This window comes from Plantactinospora soyae, from assembly GCF_014874095.1.
GTDB lineage: Bacteria > Actinomycetota > Actinomycetes > Mycobacteriales > Micromonosporaceae > Plantactinospora > Plantactinospora soyae.
In genome coordinates, this window is record NZ_JADBEB010000001.1 from 3,553,147 (window position 1) to 3,572,132 (window position 18,986).

The window sequence follows — 18,986 nt, forward strand, 5'->3', positions numbered from 1 at the left end:
GGCGACGTGCTGGTTTTGGTGACCGGAGGCACCGGATTCCTGGGCTCCCACTCGGTGGCGGAGATCCTGCGCGCGGGTCACCGCGTACGGCTGCTGGTCCGCGACCCGGCCGGCGTCGTCCCCGCACTCGATCCGCTCGGGGTCGACGTGGACGGTCTCGAACTGTTCCGTGGCGACGTGACCGATGCGGACGCCGTCGCCGCAGCGATGCGGGGCTGCGACGCCGTCCTGCACGCCGCCTCGGTGTACAGCTTCGACAGCCGGGCCCGTGCCGCCATGCGGGCCGTCAACGTTCGGGGCACCGAGTTGGTGCTCGACGCCGCCGGCGTGGCCGGCCTCGACCCGATCGTGTACGTGTCGAGCTTCGCCGCCCTGCTGCCCACCGACCGAGAACCGCTCGGCACCGAGTCCCCGGTCGGCACGCCGCGCGAGACGTACATGTCGACCAAGGCCCGCGCCGAGGCGGTCGCCCGGCGTGCGCAGCGGGCGGGTGCCCCGGTGGTCATCACCTATCCGCTGGCCACCCTCGGTCCGCACGACCCGAAGCTGGGCGACCAGGCCGGCCGGGTCCGCAACGCCCTGCGCGGCCTCATGCCGATGTGGCCGTCGGGAGGCTTCCCGGTCGGCGACGTCCGGGACGTCGCCCGGTTGCACGCCGCGGTGCTGAACCCGGGCCGGGGACCCCGCCGGTTCCTCGCCCAGGGCCGGTACGTCAGCACCCGCGAGTTCGTGCGGACGCTCCGCCGGGTCACCGGCCGGCGGCTGCCCGCCGTCCATCTCCCGGCCTCCGGCATGCTGCCGGTCGGCGCGCTGACCAGCCTCGTCCAGCGGCTGGTACCGGCGCACATCCCGGCGGAGTACGGCGCGATCTACACCTGCCTGGTCGGCCGGGCCGTCGACACCACTGCCACCGATCAGCTGCTGGGTTCGGCCGGCACCACCTTCGAGACCACCCTGCGCGACACGGTGCGCTGGCTGCACCGCGCCGGACACATCTCGGACCGGCTCGCCGGTGCGACGGCCGTACTGGAGGCGACGTGATCATTTCCGACCGGCAGTGGGTGGAAACCCGCGACGCGATGCGGCGAGCCGGTGACCGGTTCGCCGACCTGCTGGCCGCCGTGCCGGCCCCGGCGGCCCCGGCGACGAGGTCGTGGTCGGTCGAGCAGACCGCGGCGCACATGGTGTCGCTCGCCTGGGCCTGCGAGACCATCGTCGAGCCCGGCAGCGGCACCGGCCGGGACGCCGAACTGGACAGTCAGCTTCGGGGCACCCAGGTCGACACCGTACGGGACCTCAACGACCTGCTGCTGCGCCAGTACCTCCTGGAGCGCGACCTGGCCCCGCTGGCGGTACGGCTGCGCGAGCACGTCCGGGCGGTGCTGCGGGCCACGGACGGACGTGACCCGACCGAGGCGGTCGACTGGCTGGGCGGGTCCCGGCTCCCGCTCGGCGGACTGCTCGCCCACCTGACCAACGAGCTGCTGATCCACGGCTGGGACATCTCCCGGGCCGGCTCCCTGCGGTGGGACATCCCACCCCGGGACGCGGGTCTGTTCATCGAGCTGTTTCTCGTCGGAGTGACCTCGTACGGCTACGGTGCCCTGCTCGACAGCACGGCGCCCCCGACGCCGCGGCGGATCGCCGTGCAGTTCCGGTCGCGTCACACCATCCCGGTCACGATCGTCCTGGACGGCACGGGCCGGTACGACGGGAACCGGAATCGGGTGACGGTCGCCGAGCCGGGTCCCGGCGACGACGTGCGGCTGTCTTTCGACCCGCCGACGCTGAACCTGGTGCTGTTCGGCCGGATGTCCCGGCTGCGGGCGGCGCTGACCGGCAAGCTCGTCGTGCGCGGCCCGCGCCCGTGGCTACTTCCGGCCTTCCTGCGCACCGTGCACATGCCGGACAACTGACGGGACCGGGCCTGACGGGACCGGGCCGGGCGGTCCCGGATCGGCGCGGCGCGGACGGCCGGCGCGGCCGCCGTCGAGGGTGGCCGACGGCCGCGCCGGCCGAGGGCCCGCGACGCGCCCGCACGGTGTCGTTGGCGCTCCGCTTCGGGCGATCGGTTACCGGTTCAGTTTCCGGGCGAACGTGCGGAGGTCGTCGACGAACAGGTCGGGCTCCTCCAGCGCGGCGAAGTGGCCACCTCGGTCGAACTCGTGCCATTGCACGATGTTCGGGAACATCGGCTCGGCGAAGGACCGGACCGGCCGGGCCGAGTCGCGGGGAAACACGGCCACACCGAGTGGTACGGGCAGCGGCGGCGGTGCGGCCGGCGGGGTCGCCGCGGTCGGGAGCTGGTCGGCCGTCTCGTAGTAGAACTGGGCGGAGGATCCGGCGGTCGCGGTCAGCCAGTAGAGCATGACGTTCGTGAGGAGCCGGTCCCGGTCGACCGCGTCCTCGGGGACCTTCGCCGAGTCGCTCCACTCCCGGAACTTCTCCACGATCCAGGCGAGCTGCCCGACCGGCGAGTCGGTGAGGCCGTACGCCAGCGTCTGCGGACGGGTGGCCTGGAGCAGCATGTAGCCGGAGCCGTCGGCGAGGAACTTCGCCAGCAGTTCGAGGCGTTCCCGGTCCGAGGGTTCGAGCCCCGCCAGCGCCGCCGGGTCCGGCGGGGGAGCGGTGAAGAGGAAGTTCACGTGCGCGCCGAGCACGTGCTCGGCGTCGAGCCCGGCGAGCGTGAGCGTGATCCACGCGCCCACGTCGCCACCCTGGGCGATGTACGGTCGGTAACCGAGGCGGTGCATGAGCTGTGCCCACGCACCGGCGATCCGGGGCACGTTCCAGCCCGGCTCGCGGGTCGGGCCGGAGAGGCCGAAACCCGGCAGGGTAGGGATGACCAGGTGGAAGGCGTCGGCCGGATCTCCACCGTGCGCCCGAGGGTCGGTGAGCGGGGCGATGACGTCCAGGAACTCGGCGACGGACCCCGGCCAGCCGTGGGTGATGAGCAGGGGAACCGCGGTCGGCTCCGGTGAGCGGACGTGCAGGAAGTGCAGGTTCGCACCGTCGATCTCCGTGCTGAACTGCGGGAACGAGTTCAGCTCCGCCTCCGCCGCCCGCCAGTCGTAGCTGGTGCGCCAGTACTCGGTCAGCTCTCTGAGATAGTCCAGCGGTACGCCGCGGTCCCATCCGCTGCCGGGCATCTCGGTCGGCCAGCGGGTGCTGGCCAGTCTGCGGTCCAGGTCGTCCAGGTCGGCCTGGGGTATCGCGATCCGGAATGGATTCATACGGTCAGCCGGCCCCGCAGGTAAACCGGGACGTCGAGACGGCCGTTCATGATAAAGGTGCCCTGCGGCTTCAGCTGGTCCTTCGGCATCGCGAGTTCGAGGTCCGGGAAGCGGTGGAAGAGCGCCGGCAGCATGATCAGGGTTGCCAGCTTGGCGAGCCGTGCGCCGAGGCAGTAGTGCACGCCGTGCCCGAAGGACAGGTGCGTCTTGTCCTTCCGGGTGGCGTCGAAGGTGCAGGCGGTCTCGCCGTGCAACTCCGGGTCCCGCCCGAGCCCGGCGTAATCGATCATGATCGGGTCGCCCTGTTCGATCGTCACACCGCCGATCTCGAACCGTTCGGTGGCGAACCGGAACGGCAGGTGCGCGACGGGCGACTCCACCCGCAGGGTCTCCTCCATCACGTCGTTCCAGGAGACCTCGCCGGCCAGCACCCGGGCGCGCAGCGTGGGATCGTCGAGTACCGCGATGATGGCGTGGCTGAGAGAGTTGACCATGGTTTCCGAGCCGGCGCCCAGCATCAGGTGCAGGGTCCCGATCAGCTCGTCGTCGGTCAGCCGCGATCCGTCCTCGTCCCGGGCCGCGATCAGCGCGGTGGTGAGGTCGTCACCGGGGTGCTGCCGCTTGTACACCACGAGGTCGGCGATCGCCTTGGTCCACTGGTCGAGGTTGGCGGCCGCCTCCTCCGGGGTGATCCTGGTATCCACGTTGACATGCCCGCCGCGCAGTACGTCGGCGCGGGACTCGTCCGGCACGCCGAAGAGGTCGCACATCATCCTGGCCGGCAGCGCCTGGCAGTACCGGGTCTTCAGGTCCACGACCTCCTCGGGGGCGGCGGTGGCCAGCTCGTCGAGCAGTTCCGTCGCGGTCGTCTCCAGTTGTGGCGCCATGGCCTCGACCCGGCGCGTCGTGAACGCCTTGAGGAGCAGCCCTCGCAGCCGGTTGTGGTCGGCACCGTCATGGGTGGCCATGTTGTCCATGACCGCCCAAGTGATCAGCGGCCAGTCCGGCGGGATCTCCCCGTTGATGTACGCGGGCCAGTTCCGGCGCGGATTCTTGGAGAACCGCTCGTCGATGAGGACCTGCTTGGCCAGCTCGTAGCCGTGCACAGACCAGGCGAGGACGCCGCCCGGGAGTTCCACCCGGGCAATGGGGCCCTGCTCGCGCAGCCGCTCGGTCTCCGCGTGGGTGTCCCGACCCTGGGGGTCGAGGGCGAATGGGCAGATCGCCTTTTCCATGGTCGGTACCTCCAGTGGCTAATCCGCGAAGGTCAACCGGGTGTGAGCAGGCGGGGCACCGGAAAGTCAGACCGCTGTGATCGTTCCTCAGCCGCTCGATCAATGCCCGGATACCCGGATCGCTCGATCACGTCATCACCATAGACTCCGGTCAGTTTCGACAATTCTTCAAACTTGCTGGCTTGCACACCTGCCCGCTGTACCCGACCGGGACCCGTGAGCAGGCCGCTCGTTGCATCATGGAGTCATGGAGATTGACGGCGACGGCGCCGACCTGCTGCGCCGGTTGGCGCCCCAGGTGCTCGCCACGCTCGTGCGGCGGCACGGCAACTTCGACGCGTGCGAGGACGCGGTCCAGGACGCGCTGCTGGCGGCCGCGATGCAGTGGCCCGCCGAGGGTGTGCCAGACAGCCCTCGTGGCTGGCTGACCACTGTGGCGGCGCGCCGTCTCACCGACCAGTACCGCAGCGAACTCGCCCGCCGGCGCAGGGAGGTGGCCACGGCGGCGCGGCTGCCGGCAGACAAGCAGTGGGTGCCCGGCCCGGACGCCGAGCGCCCGGAGGATCAGGACGACACCCTGCGGCTCCTGTTCCTCTGCTGCCACCCGTCGCTCTCCCCGCCCGCCCAGGCGGCGCTGACGCTGCGCGCCGTCGGCGGCCTGACCACGCAGCAGATCGCCAACGCGTTCCTGACCAGCGAGTCGACCATGGCGCAGCGGATCCGGCGGGCCAAGCAGCGCATCAAGGCCAGCGGCATTCCGTTTCAGCTTCCACCCGAACGGGAACTGCCCGACCGGCTGCGGGTCGTGCTGCACGTGCTCTATCTGATCTTCAACGAGGGTTACACGGCGACGTCCGGCCCGCAGTTGCAGCGCGGTGAGCTGACTGGGGAGGCCATCCGGCTGACCCGGGAGGTGCATCGCCGGCGGCCGGCGGCCGGCGAGGTCGCCGGGTTACTGGCGCTGATGCTGCTCACCGACGCCCGGCGCGCGGCGCGTACCCGGTCGGACGGCACGCTGATTCCCCTGAGCGAGCAGGACCGCGGCCGCTGGGACCAGGTCGCCATCCGGGAAGGGATATCGCTGCTGACCAGTACCCTGCCGAGGGGACCGGCCGGGCCGTACCAGCTCCAGGCCGCGATCGCGGCCGTGCACGCGGAGGCGTCGCGCGCCGAGGACACCGACTGGCTGCAGATCCTCGCCCTGTACGACCTGCTGCAGCAGGTCTCGCCCAGCCCGGTGGTGGCGCTGAACCGCATCGTGGCGGTGGCCATGGTGCACGGCCCGCAGGCGGCACTCGGCCTGCTCGGAGGGCTCGCCACCGACGACCGGCTGGCCGGGCAGCACCGGTTGGAGGCCACCCGGGCGCACCTGCTGGAGATGGCGGGCGACCACACGGCCGCGCACTCGTGCTACCGGCTCGCGGCGCGCCGGACGGCGAGTCTGCTGGAGCGGCGCTACCTGGAGGACCGGGCGGCACGCCTGGTGGCCGGGCAGGCGCGGTAACGCGCGGCCGCCGGGCGTCACCCGTGCCAGAACGGCCGTAACTCCACTGTCCCGATCTGGGCGCCGGGATGGGCGGACGCCACCTGGACCGCCTCGTCGAGGCTGGCACATTCGATGACGTCGAAGCCGGCCAGCTGCTCTTTCGTCTCGGCGAACGGGCCGTCCGAGACCAGCAGTTCACCGTCGCGCACCCGCACCGTGGTGGCCTCCTTGGTCGGACGGAGACGATCGCCGAGCACGCGTACGCCGCGGGCCTGCGTGTCCTGAGCCCACGCGGTCGCCGCCTTGACCTCGGCCGCGGATTCCTCCGGGCTCGACTGTATGGATTCGTCGACGCAAACCATCAACAGGTACTTCACCGTCGCCACCCTTCGTGAACGTCAGGTCACCGCCGGGAGGCTATCAGCTTCCGGGTGGCCGCGTGGACGGAAGCGGTGCCGGCGTAGCCGCGTGACAGCAACCGTGAAGATGCGCGGCATCCGACTGCGGTGTGACAGTCGCCGTGGACGGCGGCGGAGCCCTGGAGGCCCCATGAACGAGCATGTCGGTGACCGAGCGGTGGTGCTGGGCGGAAGTGTGGCCGGACTCTTCGCCGCCCGGGTTCTCGCGGACTTCTACCGGACCGTGACGGTGGTCGACCGCGACCAGTTGACCGGCGCGACCGGCCCCCGCCGCGCCGTCCCGCAGGGACATCACATCCACGGACTACTCGCCCGCGGCCAGCAGATCCTGGAGGAGCTGTTTCCGGGCTTCACCAAGGAGATGGCCGACGGGGGCGTGCCGACGCGCGACTTCGGTACCAGCCTGGGCTGGCACTTCAACGGCCGGATGATCCGCAAGGTGGACACCGACCTGGTGTGCATCTCGGCCGGGCGCTGGTTGCTGGAGGAGCGGATCCGCGCCAGGGTCGGCGAGTTGTCCAATGTCGCCTTCCTGGACCGGACGGACGTGGTCGGACTCGAGGCGAGCCCGGACCGCCGCCGGATCACCGGTGCCAGGGTGCACCGACGGGAGGACCAGGGGCCCGGTAGCCCGCAGTCGCTGCCGGCGGACCTGGTCGTCGACGCCACGGGACGCGGCTCGCGAACTCCACGCTGGTTGACCGAACTCGGCTATCCGCGGGTCGACGAAGAGCAGGTCAGGATGGACCTGACCTACACGACGTGCGACTTCCAGGCACCGCTGGCCGTGGATCCGATCGGCGACGACATCGCGGTCATCTCGGTCGCGACCCCCGGCAACCCGCGTGGGGCAACCTTCGCCCGGCTGCCCGACCGCTACTCGGTCTCGCTCAACGGGATTCTCGGCGACCGGGCACCCACCGACCCGGAGGGTTTCCTGGAGTACGTCCGGTCCCTGCCGGTGCCGCAGATATTCGAGTCGGTCAGCCGGGCGGAGCCGTTGACGAGTCCGGTCTCCTTCCACTTCCCCAACAGCATCCGTCGCCGGTACGAGAGGCTGGCGCGGCTGCCGGAAGGGCTGCTCGTCGTGGGCGACGCGGCGTGCGTTTTCAATCCCATCTACGCGCAGGGGATGACGGTGGCGGCGATCGGGGCGATCGTGCTGCGTGAGTACCTTGTGGACGGTGCGGCGGGCGCCCAGCGGTACTTCCGCGAGCTGGCCCGGGCGATCGACCCGCCGTGGGACATGTCCGCCGGTGGCGACCTCGGCTTCCCTGGCGTCGTCGGCCGCCGCACCCTGAAGGTCCGCCTGGGGAACGCGTTCATGCCGCGGCTGCAGACCGCGGCGACCGAGGACCCGGTCGTCTCCCACGCCTTCCTGCGGGTGGCCGGTCTCGTCGACCGCCCGGAGAGCCTGATGCGTCCGGCGATGATCTCGCGGGTGTTGTTTCCGACCCTGCGCCGGTCGAACGGAGGTTGATCCGAACCATCGGTCGCCAGCAGCGTCGCTGCGCCGACCGTCGTGCCGATCGGTGTAACGAGGAGGAGCGGAGATGAAACCAGCCAGGGTTACCGCAACATCCGCCAGCGACGGCGAGCGCGATCCACGTCGGTGGACCGCGCTGGTCGTACTGTGCTGCGCCAGTTTCATGGTGATTCTCGACTCGCAGATCGTCATCGTCGGCATGCCGGCGATGCAGTCGGCGCTGGCCCTCGACCCCAGCGCGGCGCAGTGGATCCTGACCGCCAACCTGCTCACCTTCGGAGGGCTGCTGCTGCTCGGCGGCAGGTCGGCCGACCTGCTGGGCCGACGCAGGATCTTCATGGCCGGCCTGATCGGGTTCCTGGTCACCTCAGTGATATCCGGGTTCGCCTGGAACGCCGAGGTCATCATCACGGCGCGGGCCGTGCACGGCGTGTCGTCGGCGCTGATGGTCCCGAGCGCGCTGTCGATCCTCATGCGCACCTTCGAGGAGGGGGCCGAGCGCAACAAGGCCATCGCCGCGTGGTCGGCCGTCGGCGGGATCGGGGCCACCACGGCCATGCTGGTCGGCGGCTGGCTCACCAGCAACTTCGGGTGGGAGTCGGTGTTCCTGGTCAACGTCCCGGTGGTGCTGGTCCTGCTGTTGGTCAGCCCGATGGTGCTGCGGGAGAGCCGGGACCACGGGCGGCGTCGGACGTTCGACCTCGCCGGCGCTCTGACCAGTACGGCGGCGCTCGTCGCGCTCGTGTACGCGATCTCCGAGGCGCCCGTGGTGGGCTGGTTGAGCGTGCAGACCACGGGACTGCTCGCCCTGGTCGTCGTTCTCGGGGTCGTCTTCGTCGGGATCGAGGCACGGTCCAGCGCGCCGTTGGTGCCGCTGCGCACCCTGCGGATGCGTACGGTTGCTACCGGCAACCTGCTGATGGTGTTCGTCGCGATGATGGTTTTCTCGCTGTCGTTCCTCTCCTCCCTGTACGGGCAGCAGGTGCTCGGGTACTCGGCCATCGAGTACGGCCTCCTGGGCTCGATCATGCCGGTGATGGCCATCGTCGGCGCCTACATCGGGCAGGCGGTGGTCACCCGGCGCGGGTTCCGCCCGGCGGCCGTGCCCGGTGTGGTGATGCTCGGCGTCGCCTGCGCGATGTTGATCATGATCAATGTGCGGGGCAACTACGTCGGCGACCTCTTGTTCCCGTTCGTGATCTTCGGCCTCGGTCTGGGCATCGCACACACGACCGCCTCGATCGTCGCGCTCACCGGGGTCACGGAGTCGGAGTCCGGCCTGGCGTCCGGGCTCGTGCACGCCGCCTTCCAGGTCGGCGGCGGGTTCGGTATCGCCATCGTGTCGACCGTGGCGGTGTCCTTCTCCACCGGGCCCGACCAGCCCAGCGAGCTCACCAACGGCTTCCAGGCAGGCTTCGTCGCCTGTGTGGTGTTCGCGGTGGTCGCGCTCGCCTGCGCGGTGGCGCTCCCGGGCCGCCGGACGGCGGTGTCCGTCCCGGACGACGAGGTCCGGCCCGCGCCGGTCGCCGGACCGTAGGACTTTCGCCGGGAACTCGAGGCCGGCTGTCGTCCTCTGGCCCCTCTGCTCCGACCTACCTATGAGAGCCCCGTCGAGGTGGAGGAGGAGAACGAGATGGGTGACGTACAGGTGGCGTCGAGGGAAGACTGGCTGACCGCTCGCAAGCAGTTGCTGGCCGGCGAGGAGGAGGCCGCCCGCCGGCTGGCGGAGTTGGCTGCGCAGCGGCGGGCGCTGCCGGTCGTGAAGCTGGAGAAGGAGTACGTGTTCGACGGCCCGGAGGGCAAGGTCGAACTGCTCGACCTCTTCGCCGGGCGCCGCCAGTTGATCGTCTACCACTTCATGTTCGACCCGGCCTGGGAGCAGGGCTGTAAGTTCTGCTCGTACCTGGTCGACAACATCGGTCACCTGTCCCACCTGTACGCCCGGGACACCACGCTCGCGCTGGTGTCCCGGGCGCCGTTGGCGAAGATCGAGTCGTTCAAGGCCCGAATGGGCTGGAGCCTGCCGTGGTATTCCTCCTACGGCAGCGACTTCAACTACGACTTCCACGTGACGCTGGACGAGGCCGTGGCTCCGGTCGAATACAACTACCGGGACAAGGCCACGCTGGAGCGGACCGGTGGGCAGACCAGGGGCGAGGCGGGCGGCCTCAGCGTGTTCGTCCAGGACGGCGGCGCCGTCCACCACACCTACTCGACCTACGGCGAGGGTGCCGCGCTGCTGCACGGCATCGACAACTACCTGGAGCTCACTCCGCAGGGCCGGCCGTTGATCCAGGACAAGGCCGGCTGGCTGCGTCACCACGACCGCTACTGAGAGTGTGAGCGCCCCATGAGTGACCACACCCTTGAGGCGGCGGAGGCGGCCGAGGAACGGCAGCCGATCAGCGCGGCCGTGGCGGGCCGGGCCCGCTGGGCCGTGACGGCCGTGTTCTTCGTCAACGGGCTGCTGATGACCAGCTACATCGCCCGGCTGCCGGGGTTGAAGTCCGAGCACCGTCTCAGTGACGGCGAGCTCGGCCTCATCCTGACGGTGTACGGGGTGGCGGCGGTCCTCACGATGCAGCTCGTCGGGGTCTTCGTGGCCCGGTTCGGCAGTGCCCGCGTCATCCGGTTGACCCTGGTCGGGCTCCCGGTGGCCCTGGTCACCGTGGGCCTGGCCGGCAACGCCGTCCTACTCGGCCTGGCCGTGCTCGTGCTGGGTACCGTGATGGGCGTCCTGGACGTCGCCATGAACGCCCATGCCGTCGCGGTGGAACGGGTGCGGGGCCGGCCCATCATGAACGGCTGCCACGCGGCCTGGAGCGTCAGCGCGGCGACCGGCTCGCTGCTGGCCGCCGGCTTCACCCGGGCCGGCATCTCGCCCACCGGGCACTTCCTGGCGGTCGGCGCGGTGTTCCTCGTCGTCGGTCTGCTGATCACCGCCTGGCTGCTCCCGCCTTCGGCCGACCACGTCCCAAAATCCCCGGACCGCAAGCGGGTACGGCTGGGCTGGCGGGCCGGTTGGACCAGGACGCTGCTGCTGTTCGGCGCGATCGGGTTCGTCACGATGGTCACCGAGGCCACCGTGATCAGCTGGAGCGGCGTCTTTCTGCACGACTACCACGATGCGACGCTCGCCCTGGCTCCGCTGGGCCTCACCGCGTTCACCGCCTGCCAGACGGCTGGTCGTCTCGTCGGCGACCGGCTGCACGTGCGCTACGGGGCGCCGGCGCTCTTCCGCGCCGGTGGCGTCGTGGGCGTCGGCGGCCTCGCGGTCGTTCTGCTGGCCCCGTCGCCGACGGCCGCCATCGCGGGGTTCGGACTACTCGGCCTCGGCGGGTCGGTGCTGCTGCCCTTGGTCTTCAGCGCGGTCGGGCACGCCGGGGGCGAGGGACCGGGGGCGGCGACGTTCCTGTCCCGCTTCACCACCTTCACCTACGCGGGCATCCTCATCGGTCCCGCGCTGGTCGGATGGTCCGCCGAACTGGTCGGCCTCGGTTGGACCCTGGCCGGGCTCGTTCCGTTGCTGGTCGGTGTCGTGCTCAACGCCCGGTTGATCGCCTTCGCCGACCACAACCGGAGGGCGTCCGCGCTCACCTGAGCGGGTCCATCACTGTGTATTCGGGGAAGGTGCGAGTTTGATGCCGAAATGTCACGTTCAGGGGTGGGACGGCCAGGTCGGCCGGTTCGCTCTTCGGGGAGGTCTCAGGAGGTCATGGTGTTGAGCACCGATGTTCCACCCAGGATGGAACTTGTCCGGCGGACCGAGGAACTCGTGCCCCTGTTGCGGTCGCACGCGGCTTGGACGGACGAGCACAGGCGGCTGCACGAGGAGGTCATCGAGGCGATGGCGGCGGCCGGGATCTTCCGGATGCGGGTGCCCACGCGCTACGGGGGTTACGAGAGCGACGCCGGCACCGTCCTTGAGACGATCAGCCGGATCAGCGGGAGCGACGGCTCGGCCGGGTGGAACACGGCCGTGTGGTCGATCAGCAACTGGATTGCCGGGCTGTTCCCCGACGAGGCCCAGGACGAGGTCTTCGCCGACCCGGACGTCCGGGTGTGCGGAGTCCTCAGTCCGACCGCCAACGCGGAGCCGACCAACGGCGGCTTCGTGGTCAACGGGCGGTGGCGTTTCATCAGCGGCGCGCTGCACAGCAAGTGGCAGGTGGTTCTCGCCATGGGGCCCGCTCCCGACGGCTCCCAGTGGCCGGTCATGGCGCTGGTCCCGATGTCCGACCTGGAGATCGTCGACGACTGGCACACCGCCGGTCTGCGTGGCACCGGCAGTGTCAGTACCGTCGCGAAGCAGGTCTTCGTCCCACAACACCGGGCGCTGCCGATGGTCGCGATCCTCGCCGAGCAGTACGCCTCGACGGCCAACGCCGGGTCGCCGCTGTTCCGCCAACCGCTGGTCCCGACCGGGTGCGCCACGTTCGCCGCGACCGCGGTCGGGCTGGCGAAGGCCGCGCTGGAGGCGTTCCTTCACCGGCTCGGCGAGCGGAAGATCACCTACACCGAGTACACGAGCCAGCGCGAGGCGCCGATCACCCACTTCCAGGTCGCGGAGGCGGCCATGAAGACCGACGAGGCCGAGTTCCACAGCCAGCGGCTGGCGGATCTGCTGGACGGGAAGTACGCGAGCGGTGAGGCGTGGCAGCTCGTCGACCGGGTCCGGGCCCGCGCCGACCTGGGTCGGGTATTCCAACTGACGAAGGAGGCGGTGGGTGTGCTGAAAACCGGCAGCGGCGGCACGTCCATCTACGACGACGTGCCGATCCAGCGGATCGACCGGGACATCCAGACGCTCAACATGCACGCGCTGATGCACCCGAACACCAACGCGGAGCTGTACGGGCGGATCCTCTGCGGGCTCTCGCCGAACACGATGTATCTCTGACAGCGGCACCTGCCGGAACGGGGGGTTGGCGCCGGGCGCCAACCTCCCGTCATCGCGTGCGGCTCAGGAGAAACAACGAACGTCACGCCCGACACGGTGCGCCTCGGCCAGGAGCCGGTCCTTCCAACGGTCCCAGAGGCCGGCGAGCCGGGACGTGATGACCACGATGTCGACGGACTGGTCGGCCAGCGGCGTACGCAGGCCGAGCGAGTGATGGCCGACGTGCCGTCCGCCGAGTACGACCCGGTCCACCAGCTCCCGGTCGAAGTCCATGACCGTGCCCGGCCCCAGTGAGTCGGGGACGTGGCCGCCCACGCCGACGACCGCCACCGTGTCGGTCGGCGAGCTGCCCCGCAGCGCCTGCTCGATCTCGGTCGCCACGTCCAGGTCGCGCACCTCGCGGGTGTGCCGGAGCAGTTCGTTGTACTCGTCCTCCCAGGGCCAGAACAGGTCGTCGTCGACGAGTGCCCAGCCGATCTCGTGCACCGGATCCGGATGCCGGGACACCATGCGGAGCATGTTCCGCTTGAATTCGTCGAGCTGCTCGCGCCGCTTGCGTTCCTGTAGCGACTCGATCACCCAGGCGGTGCGGTCGAGCCGGATCGGCAGGCCCTTGCGGTGCAGCAGGTATCCGAGTTCCAGGTCCTCCACGGCCCAGCCGCGGTGGTCGTTGTCGAAGCCGCCGACGGACCAGAAGTCGTCGGTACGCATCGAACAGTTGATGGTCCAGAACACCTGCCAGGGGAGGCTCCGTCGTTCCAGGTCGCCACCGCACTCCGCGAGCACACCCTCCCGGAGGTCGAGGAACTCCGGGACCTGGCCGTAGCGGTGTACCGCCTCCTCCGGCGTGTGCCGCCGGAGAATGTCCGGGACCTCCCACATCGGAGCCTCCGGGTTGTACCCGTAGGCGTATCCCAGCAGGGCGCAGCGCGGCGATCCTTCCTGATGGGCCAGGAAGTGCCGCTGGACGAACTCGGGCCCGGGCAGTGCCCCGGTGTCGAGGAAGACCAGGATCGGTGCGGAGGCCAGCCGCGCCCCCTCGTTCCGGGCGAGCGCCACCCGGTTGCCCTCGTCGGACTGGAAGTGGTATTTCAGCCGCAGCCGGTCCGAGAAGGACCGCGCCACCGACGCCGAGTCGTCCGACGACCCGTCGTCGGAGACGACGACCTCGAACTCCGGCGTGCCCGGCCGCTGCCTGGTCAGCTGGAGCAGGCTGTCGTGCAGTTGGTTCCGCCGGTTGTAGGTGGGTATGACGACCGAGACCAACGGGTCGGTTCTGGGTGACGTCACGGCAGGAGTCCCTCCGGTTAGATTTCAGCGCGTCCGGACGGTCAGAACCTGAGCAGGACCTTGCCCAGGTACGCCCCGTCGAGCAAGGACTTGATTGCGGGGATCAACTGGTCGAGACCGTCGACGAAGGTCTCGTGCAGGACCACCTCGCCGTTGCGGACCAGCGGAGGGAACTCGCGTTCGAACTCGGGCAGCAGATCCAGGTGGTCGTTGGTGGTGAAGCCGATCAGCGTCAGCCGCTTGCCGATGACCATCTGCATCGTGCGGTGCCCGTGGGGCCGGCCGGAGCGGTGCTCCTCCGAGCTCCCGCAGAGCAGGATCCGACCGTGCGGGCGCATGGCGTTGAAGGCGCTGTCGAGCTGCCAGCCGCCGACGTTGTCGTAGTACACGTCGACACCGCCGAGGTCCTCCGGCCACCCGTCGTGATAGTCGAACGCCTCGTCAAAGCCGAGTTCCTCGGTGGCGAGCCGTACCTTCTCGGCGGACCCGACGCTGCCGACGACCCGGGTCGCCCCCCGCAGGCGGGCCAGTTGCCCGACCACGCTGCCGACCGCGCCAGCCGCGCTGGACACCACCACGGTGTCACCGTGCTCGATGCCGATCCGGCGCACGCCGCAGTACGCCACGATCGCCGAGCTGAGATGGTGCGAGATCGACGGGTACCGGGTGGTGTCGAGGACAGTGAACTCCTTGACGTCGGCGACCGCGTACTCTCGCCACGCCATGTGGTGCAGGACCACGTCGCCGACCTGAAGCTCGGGTGTGGCCGACTCCACCACCTCGCCGATGGCGTGCCCCCACATCGGCCCGCCCAGCTGGAAGTGCGGGACGTGCAGGTCACTCAGGTCACGCATCCGCTGAAGTAGGCCGGGGTCGATCGCCATGTACATGTTGCGGACCACGGCCTGTCCGGGCTCCGGTGCCGGCACCGGCACCTCGACCATGGCAACCTCACCTGGCACCGGTAGGTCGTCGGGCGGGCGGGCGATCAGATGGATCTCACGACTGGTGATCATGGTCGGCTCTTCCCTCGAAGACAGGGCGCCGTCGCACGCCGCGGCGGCACGGCGTCGCGAACACTCACGGAAATGAGAATATCGACGTGACGGATCAGACCAACTCCGAAAGAGCGGAGTTGTGCCCGGCCCGTTTCCTCGTTTCCCGGCCCGCGTCCGTTTAATTCCGGACCGGGCCGGCCCACCTGATGCGACGGTGGGCCGGCCCGGGTTCGGGAGGCAGGTCGCGACCATCGATCGCGGCCCAGATCTGTTGGTCAGGAGCCCCGGTACGGAACCCAGACGCTCTCCGGAGTGAAGGTGCCGAAGCTGGACAGGCTCGAGTTGCCGGGCACCTGGTAGGGGCCGCCGACGCAGTCGTCGTTCATGAACATCTGGGCGCTGGTGTTGTGGGTGTTGATCGCCGAGTGGGCCCGGTCGCCCCAACCATGATCGACCAGGCTGACACAGATACCAGCCGGGTTGAGCGATGTCGCGGCGAACATCTCGCCGGTGAAGTTCGAACCCTCGTAGAGGCAGAGAGCGCGGGACGGACACGGATCCGCGCTGACGGATGCCGGGCCGGCTGTCGCGACCGTCGCCGTGGCGATCAGGGTCGCCACCGAGACACCCGCGATCAGCAGTGCCGAACGCAAACCTCTGGTCAACACAGTTACCTCCTTCACACTATGGCTTCCCCCTCGGAAGCCTGGACTGGGGCGATCGACCGGACCTTCCCGACCTCCCCATGCGGCCCGTCCTGGGTGCAGGTGGAAGTCCGCCGCGCAGGTGCCGCGCGGTCCGGTGCGAGAGGGACTGACCGATGACCGCCGCGTGCGGCGGTCATCGAGGGTCAACCGGCCGGCGGTCCGGTCAGGTACACCGGCAGTGAACGGAGCCCGTTCATGATGAACGTGCCGGGTGGCTCCAGCTCCCCCGGCCGGACCGCGAGGGTCAGGTCGGGAAACCGGTCGAACAGCGCCGGCAGCGCCACCGACGCCTCCAGCCGGGCCAGCGCGGCGCCGACGCAGAAGTGCGCCCCGTAGCCGAACGACAGGTGCTCCTTGTCCGACCGGGTGAGGTCGAACGTCTCCGCGTCCGTGCCGTACCGCTCGGGGTCGCGACCGGCGGCGGCGAGGCACATCAGGATCGGTGTCCCCTTGCCGATGGTGATCCCGTCCAGCTCGATGTCCTCGGCCGCGAACCGAAGCGGGAGTTGGGCGATCGGTGCCTCCGCCCGGAGCGTCTCCTCGATCACGTCGGACCAGGACACCTTGCCCGTCGTCACCAGCTCGCGTTGGTCCGGATGGCTGAGCAGGGCGACGACGGCCTTGGTCAGCAGGTTCATCACCGTTTCCGAGCCCGCGCCGAGGACGTTGAACAACGAACCGACGAGTTCGGACTCGCTGAGCAGCCCCTGCCGGTCGTGGGCCTGCACCAGTCGGCTTGTCATGTCGTCGCCCGGTGCCGCCCGCTTGGCGGCCGTCAGCTCCCGCAGCGCCACCTGCCAGTGGGCCAGGTTGGCCGCGGCCTGCTCGGGCGGCAGCGTGGTGTCGACGGCGAGTTCGAGGCCGTGCAGCACCTCCAGCCGGGCTTCCTCCGGCACCCCGAACAGCTCGCAGATCATCTGCGCCGGCAGCGGCGCCGCGTAGTTCGCCCGAAGGTCGACCGGGTGCCCCGCCGGATGTTCGGCGAGCCGGTCCAGCAGGTCGGCGACGATACGCTCGACGAGCGGGCGCTGCGTCTCGATCCGGCGCGGACCGAAGTCCGGCGCGACCAGTCCGCGTAGTCGACGGTGGTCGTCACCGTCGACGAGGGTCATGCTGTCCATTTTGACCCAGCTGATCAGTGGCCAGTCGTCGCCGATCTCACCGTCGACGAACGCCGGCCAGTACCGGCGGGGGTCCTTCACCACCCGTGGATCGGCGAACAGCCGTCTGGCCAGCGCGTAGCTGGTGATCGACCAGGCCGGTACCCCGCCGGGCAGCTCGACCGGGACCGCGGGACCGAGTTCGCGCAGCCGTGCCGCCTCGGCCTGGATGTCGCTCCCGGTGCGGTCGATGACGTACGGGCAGCCGTTGCTCTCCATGGCTCACCTCCCGGGATCACGAGGAGACGGCGGCCGGGGCCACCGTCGGTCTCGGCGCTGGATGCCGCCGGCCCAGTACCCGCGCCAGCATCCGGGGCCGCAGCAGCGCCTGCGGCCCGTCGATCAGGCCGGCCACCCGCAGGAAGGACTCCGCCACCACCGGGTCGTCCGCCACGGCGCGGTGCACCCGGGCCAGATACGCGCACGCCAGCCGGATCCTCGGGGTCCGCTCGCCGACGACCTGCGGGTACGCCAGGTCGCCGAGGACGTTGATGTCCCAGGCGGCCCGGACGGTCGGGGCGACGTCGGCGAAGAACTCGGCCGGTCGGGGTTCGGCGCCGCGGCGCAGGTGGTCGCGGAGCACCAGCGCCTCGACCGCGGTGATCGTGTTGCCCTGTGCGTAGACCGGGTTGGGACTGGCCAGCGCGTCCCCCAGCACCAGCAGGCCGTCGGGGAACCTGGTCAGCCGCTCGTAGTGCCGCCAGAGGCTGGTCGGGAACTGGTATGCCCGGATCTCGTCCAGTGGTTCGGCGGTCCGGAGCGCGTGGTGGATCTCCGGCACCGGTACCGTCCTCGCGTATGCGAGGAAGCCGTCCGGCTCGGTGGGCGCGTGGTCGCCGAGGTGGGCGTTGAGCGACAGGACGTACCGGTCGCCCCCGTTCGGCAGGGCCCGCTCCCGGGCGAACACGGCACCGCGCGGGTGACTCGGAGTCTGCGCGACGATGTACGCCAGGTCCGTACCGAGCGCGCCCGGCGGCAGCCGGTAGTGGCGGGTGGTGTAGCTGAGCCTGATCTTGATCTGCTCCTCCGCCGGAGGCTGGTAGCCCAGCTCCGCCAGCCAGACCGGCAGCCGCGAGCCCCGGCCGGTCGCATCCACGACGAGGTCGGCGGGGAGGACCTCCGAGCTCCCGTCACGCTGGTGGAGTATCCGCACCCCGGTGACCCGGCCGCGGTCTCGCGTGGTGACCAACTCCTCCACGTCGCGGCCTTCCAGGAAGGTCACGTTGGGCAGGGCCCGGACCCGCTTGCGGACGTGTTGCTCCAGTGCGGTCCGGGGGATGGCGAGGCAGACCAGCCCGGTCCGGATCTTCGGCAGTCGCTGGCCGTTGATCACCCAGCGCAGGTCGGCTCCCACGTCGCCGGTCGGCACTCCGGCCGCCCGGGACTCCTCGGTGATGCCGGGGAACAGTTCCTCGATGGCGCGCTGCCCACGGGCGAGCAGCGCGTGCGCGTGGAACGCCTGGGGGGTCGCGCGCCGGGTTCCGGTCACACCGAACAGGCGGTCCCGGTCCACGACGACGACCTCGCGGTACGCCTCGGCGAGCACCTGGCCCGCGAAGAGGCCGGCGATGCTGCCACCCAGGACCACGGCGCGCTCACCGACCTGGACGCCGCCCGGCGGCTGACTCACCTGGGCCCCTCCGGCAGCGGAATCGGGGCGCGGACCGGCGTGTTCCCGTATCCGGTGATGATCCATTCACCGTCCTGCTTGACGAAGACCCAGATGCCGCGGATCGCGTGCTCGACGGGGACCTCGGTGGCGCCCGGCGGGTACGCGCCGCCCTGGGACAGGAGCAGGATCACGTCGTCCCGGATGTACCGCAGCTCCAGCGGTGCGCCGAGCACCTGGGTACCCTTCCACTTGCCGTCGAAGGCCTCCGCCATCCAGTCCCGGATGGCCGGGCGCCCCTTCAGGTGAGCGCCGGGCAGCACGATCGAGGCGTCCTCGCTGTAGACCGTGGCCAGCCTGTCGGCGTCGTTCTCGTTCCACGCCGAGGTGATACGCGCGACGATATCCTGTACCGCTTTTGCGTCTTCCGGACGGACGGGGGAGACGGCATTGCTCATTGCGT

17 protein-coding genes are annotated in these 18,986 nt (G+C 70.3%); 8 read left to right on the top strand and 9 right to left on the bottom strand.

Annotated elements, in window-relative coordinates; genetic code table 11:
* The first annotated feature begins 6 nt into the window (after positions 1 to 6).
* Together H4W31_RS15895 and H4W31_RS15900 are read left to right on the top strand one after the other, a co-directional pair.
* Positions 7 to 1,041 carry an NAD-dependent epimerase/dehydratase family protein gene (locus H4W31_RS15895; protein WP_192767369.1) on the top strand — a complete coding sequence of 345 codons (1,035 nt, stop codon included), beginning with the start codon at positions 7 to 9 and terminating at the stop codon, positions 1,039 to 1,041.
* A complete protein-coding gene (locus H4W31_RS15900) occupies positions 1,038 to 1,916 on the top strand; it encodes a maleylpyruvate isomerase N-terminal domain-containing protein (protein ID WP_225945550.1) in 879 nt (292 codons plus the stop codon). Before H4W31_RS15895 ends, H4W31_RS15900 begins: the two co-directional genes overlap by 4 nt.
* Before the next feature lie 156 nt (positions 1,917 to 2,072).
* On the opposite strand, the gene H4W31_RS15905 is transcribed toward H4W31_RS15900, so the two are convergent.
* Positions 2,073 to 3,233: an epoxide hydrolase family protein gene (locus tag H4W31_RS15905; RefSeq protein WP_192767370.1), complete on the bottom strand. Its 1,161-nt coding sequence runs from the start codon at positions 3,231 to 3,233 to the stop codon at positions 2,073 to 2,075.
* Positions 3,230 to 4,468, bottom strand: a complete 1,239-nt coding sequence (locus tag H4W31_RS15910; protein WP_192767371.1) for a cytochrome P450 family protein — start codon at positions 4,466 to 4,468, stop codon at positions 3,230 to 3,232. The genes H4W31_RS15905 and H4W31_RS15910 overlap by 4 nt, the downstream gene beginning before the upstream one ends.
* A gap of 247 nt (positions 4,469 to 4,715) precedes the next feature.
* Here H4W31_RS15910 and H4W31_RS15915 point away from each other — a divergent pair, with 247 nt between their 5' ends.
* Complete coding sequence (locus H4W31_RS15915) at positions 4,716 to 5,972, top strand: RNA polymerase sigma factor (protein ID WP_192767372.1); 1,257 nt, start codon at positions 4,716 to 4,718, stop codon at positions 5,970 to 5,972.
* Positions 5,973 to 5,989: 17 nt separating this feature from the next.
* Here the strand turns inward: H4W31_RS15915 and H4W31_RS15920 are convergent, their stop codons facing one another.
* Positions 5,990 to 6,331 carry a YciI family protein gene (locus H4W31_RS15920; protein WP_318783741.1) on the bottom strand — a complete coding sequence of 114 codons (342 nt, stop codon included), beginning with the start codon at positions 6,329 to 6,331 and terminating at the stop codon, positions 5,990 to 5,992.
* 172 nt (positions 6,332 to 6,503) lie between these two features.
* Here H4W31_RS15920 and H4W31_RS15925 point away from each other — a divergent pair, with 172 nt between their 5' ends.
* From H4W31_RS15925 to H4W31_RS15945, 5 genes are all read left to right on the top strand, one after another.
* A complete protein-coding gene (locus H4W31_RS15925) occupies positions 6,504 to 7,853 on the top strand; it encodes an FAD-dependent oxidoreductase (protein WP_192767373.1) in 1,350 nt (449 codons plus the stop codon).
* Positions 7,854 to 7,926: 73 nt separating this feature from the next.
* Positions 7,927 to 9,396, top strand: a complete 1,470-nt coding sequence (locus H4W31_RS15930; RefSeq protein WP_192767374.1) for an MFS transporter — start codon at positions 7,927 to 7,929, stop codon at positions 9,394 to 9,396.
* Positions 9,397 to 9,492: 96 nt separating this feature from the next.
* A complete protein-coding gene (locus tag H4W31_RS15935; RefSeq protein ID WP_192767375.1) occupies positions 9,493 to 10,194 on the top strand; it encodes a DUF899 domain-containing protein in 702 nt (233 codons plus the stop codon).
* Between the two features lie 15 nt (positions 10,195 to 10,209).
* On the top strand, positions 10,210 to 11,460 hold the full coding sequence (locus H4W31_RS15940; protein WP_192767376.1) for an MFS transporter: 1,251 nt from the start codon (positions 10,210 to 10,212) through the stop codon (positions 11,458 to 11,460).
* Positions 11,461 to 11,574: 114 nt separating this feature from the next.
* Positions 11,575 to 12,759: an acyl-CoA dehydrogenase family protein gene (locus tag H4W31_RS15945; RefSeq protein WP_192767377.1), complete on the top strand. Its 1,185-nt coding sequence runs from the start codon at positions 11,575 to 11,577 to the stop codon at positions 12,757 to 12,759.
* A 63-nt stretch (positions 12,760 to 12,822) separates the two neighbouring features.
* Here the strand turns inward: H4W31_RS15945 and H4W31_RS15950 are convergent, their stop codons facing one another.
* The 6 genes from H4W31_RS15950 to H4W31_RS15975 all read right to left on the bottom strand — a co-directional run bounded on the left by H4W31_RS15950 (position 12,823) and on the right by H4W31_RS15975 (position 18,981).
* Positions 12,823 to 14,049, bottom strand: coding sequence for a glycosyltransferase (locus H4W31_RS15950; protein ID WP_192767378.1), 1,227 nt, complete (start codon positions 14,047 to 14,049; stop codon positions 12,823 to 12,825).
* A gap of 41 nt (positions 14,050 to 14,090) precedes the next feature.
* Positions 14,091 to 15,065, bottom strand: a complete 975-nt coding sequence (locus H4W31_RS15955) for an MDR family NADP-dependent oxidoreductase (RefSeq protein ID WP_192767379.1) — start codon at positions 15,063 to 15,065, stop codon at positions 14,091 to 14,093.
* 257 nt (positions 15,066 to 15,322) lie between these two features.
* Positions 15,323 to 15,715: a peptidase inhibitor family I36 protein gene (locus H4W31_RS15960; RefSeq protein ID WP_192767380.1), complete on the bottom strand. Its 393-nt coding sequence runs from the start codon at positions 15,713 to 15,715 to the stop codon at positions 15,323 to 15,325.
* A gap of 182 nt (positions 15,716 to 15,897) precedes the next feature.
* Positions 15,898 to 17,133 carry a cytochrome P450 family protein gene (locus H4W31_RS15965; protein ID WP_192767381.1) on the bottom strand — a complete coding sequence of 412 codons (1,236 nt, stop codon included), beginning with the start codon at positions 17,131 to 17,133 and terminating at the stop codon, positions 15,898 to 15,900.
* Between the two features lie 16 nt (positions 17,134 to 17,149).
* On the bottom strand, positions 17,150 to 18,544 hold the full coding sequence (locus tag H4W31_RS15970) for an FAD-dependent oxidoreductase (protein ID WP_318783221.1): 1,395 nt from the start codon (positions 18,542 to 18,544) through the stop codon (positions 17,150 to 17,152).
* Positions 18,541 to 18,981: an SgcJ/EcaC family oxidoreductase gene (locus H4W31_RS15975; protein WP_192767383.1), complete on the bottom strand. Its 441-nt coding sequence runs from the start codon at positions 18,979 to 18,981 to the stop codon at positions 18,541 to 18,543. Before H4W31_RS15975 ends, H4W31_RS15970 begins: the two co-directional genes overlap by 4 nt.
* Between the last annotated feature and the right edge of the window lie 5 nt (positions 18,982 to 18,986).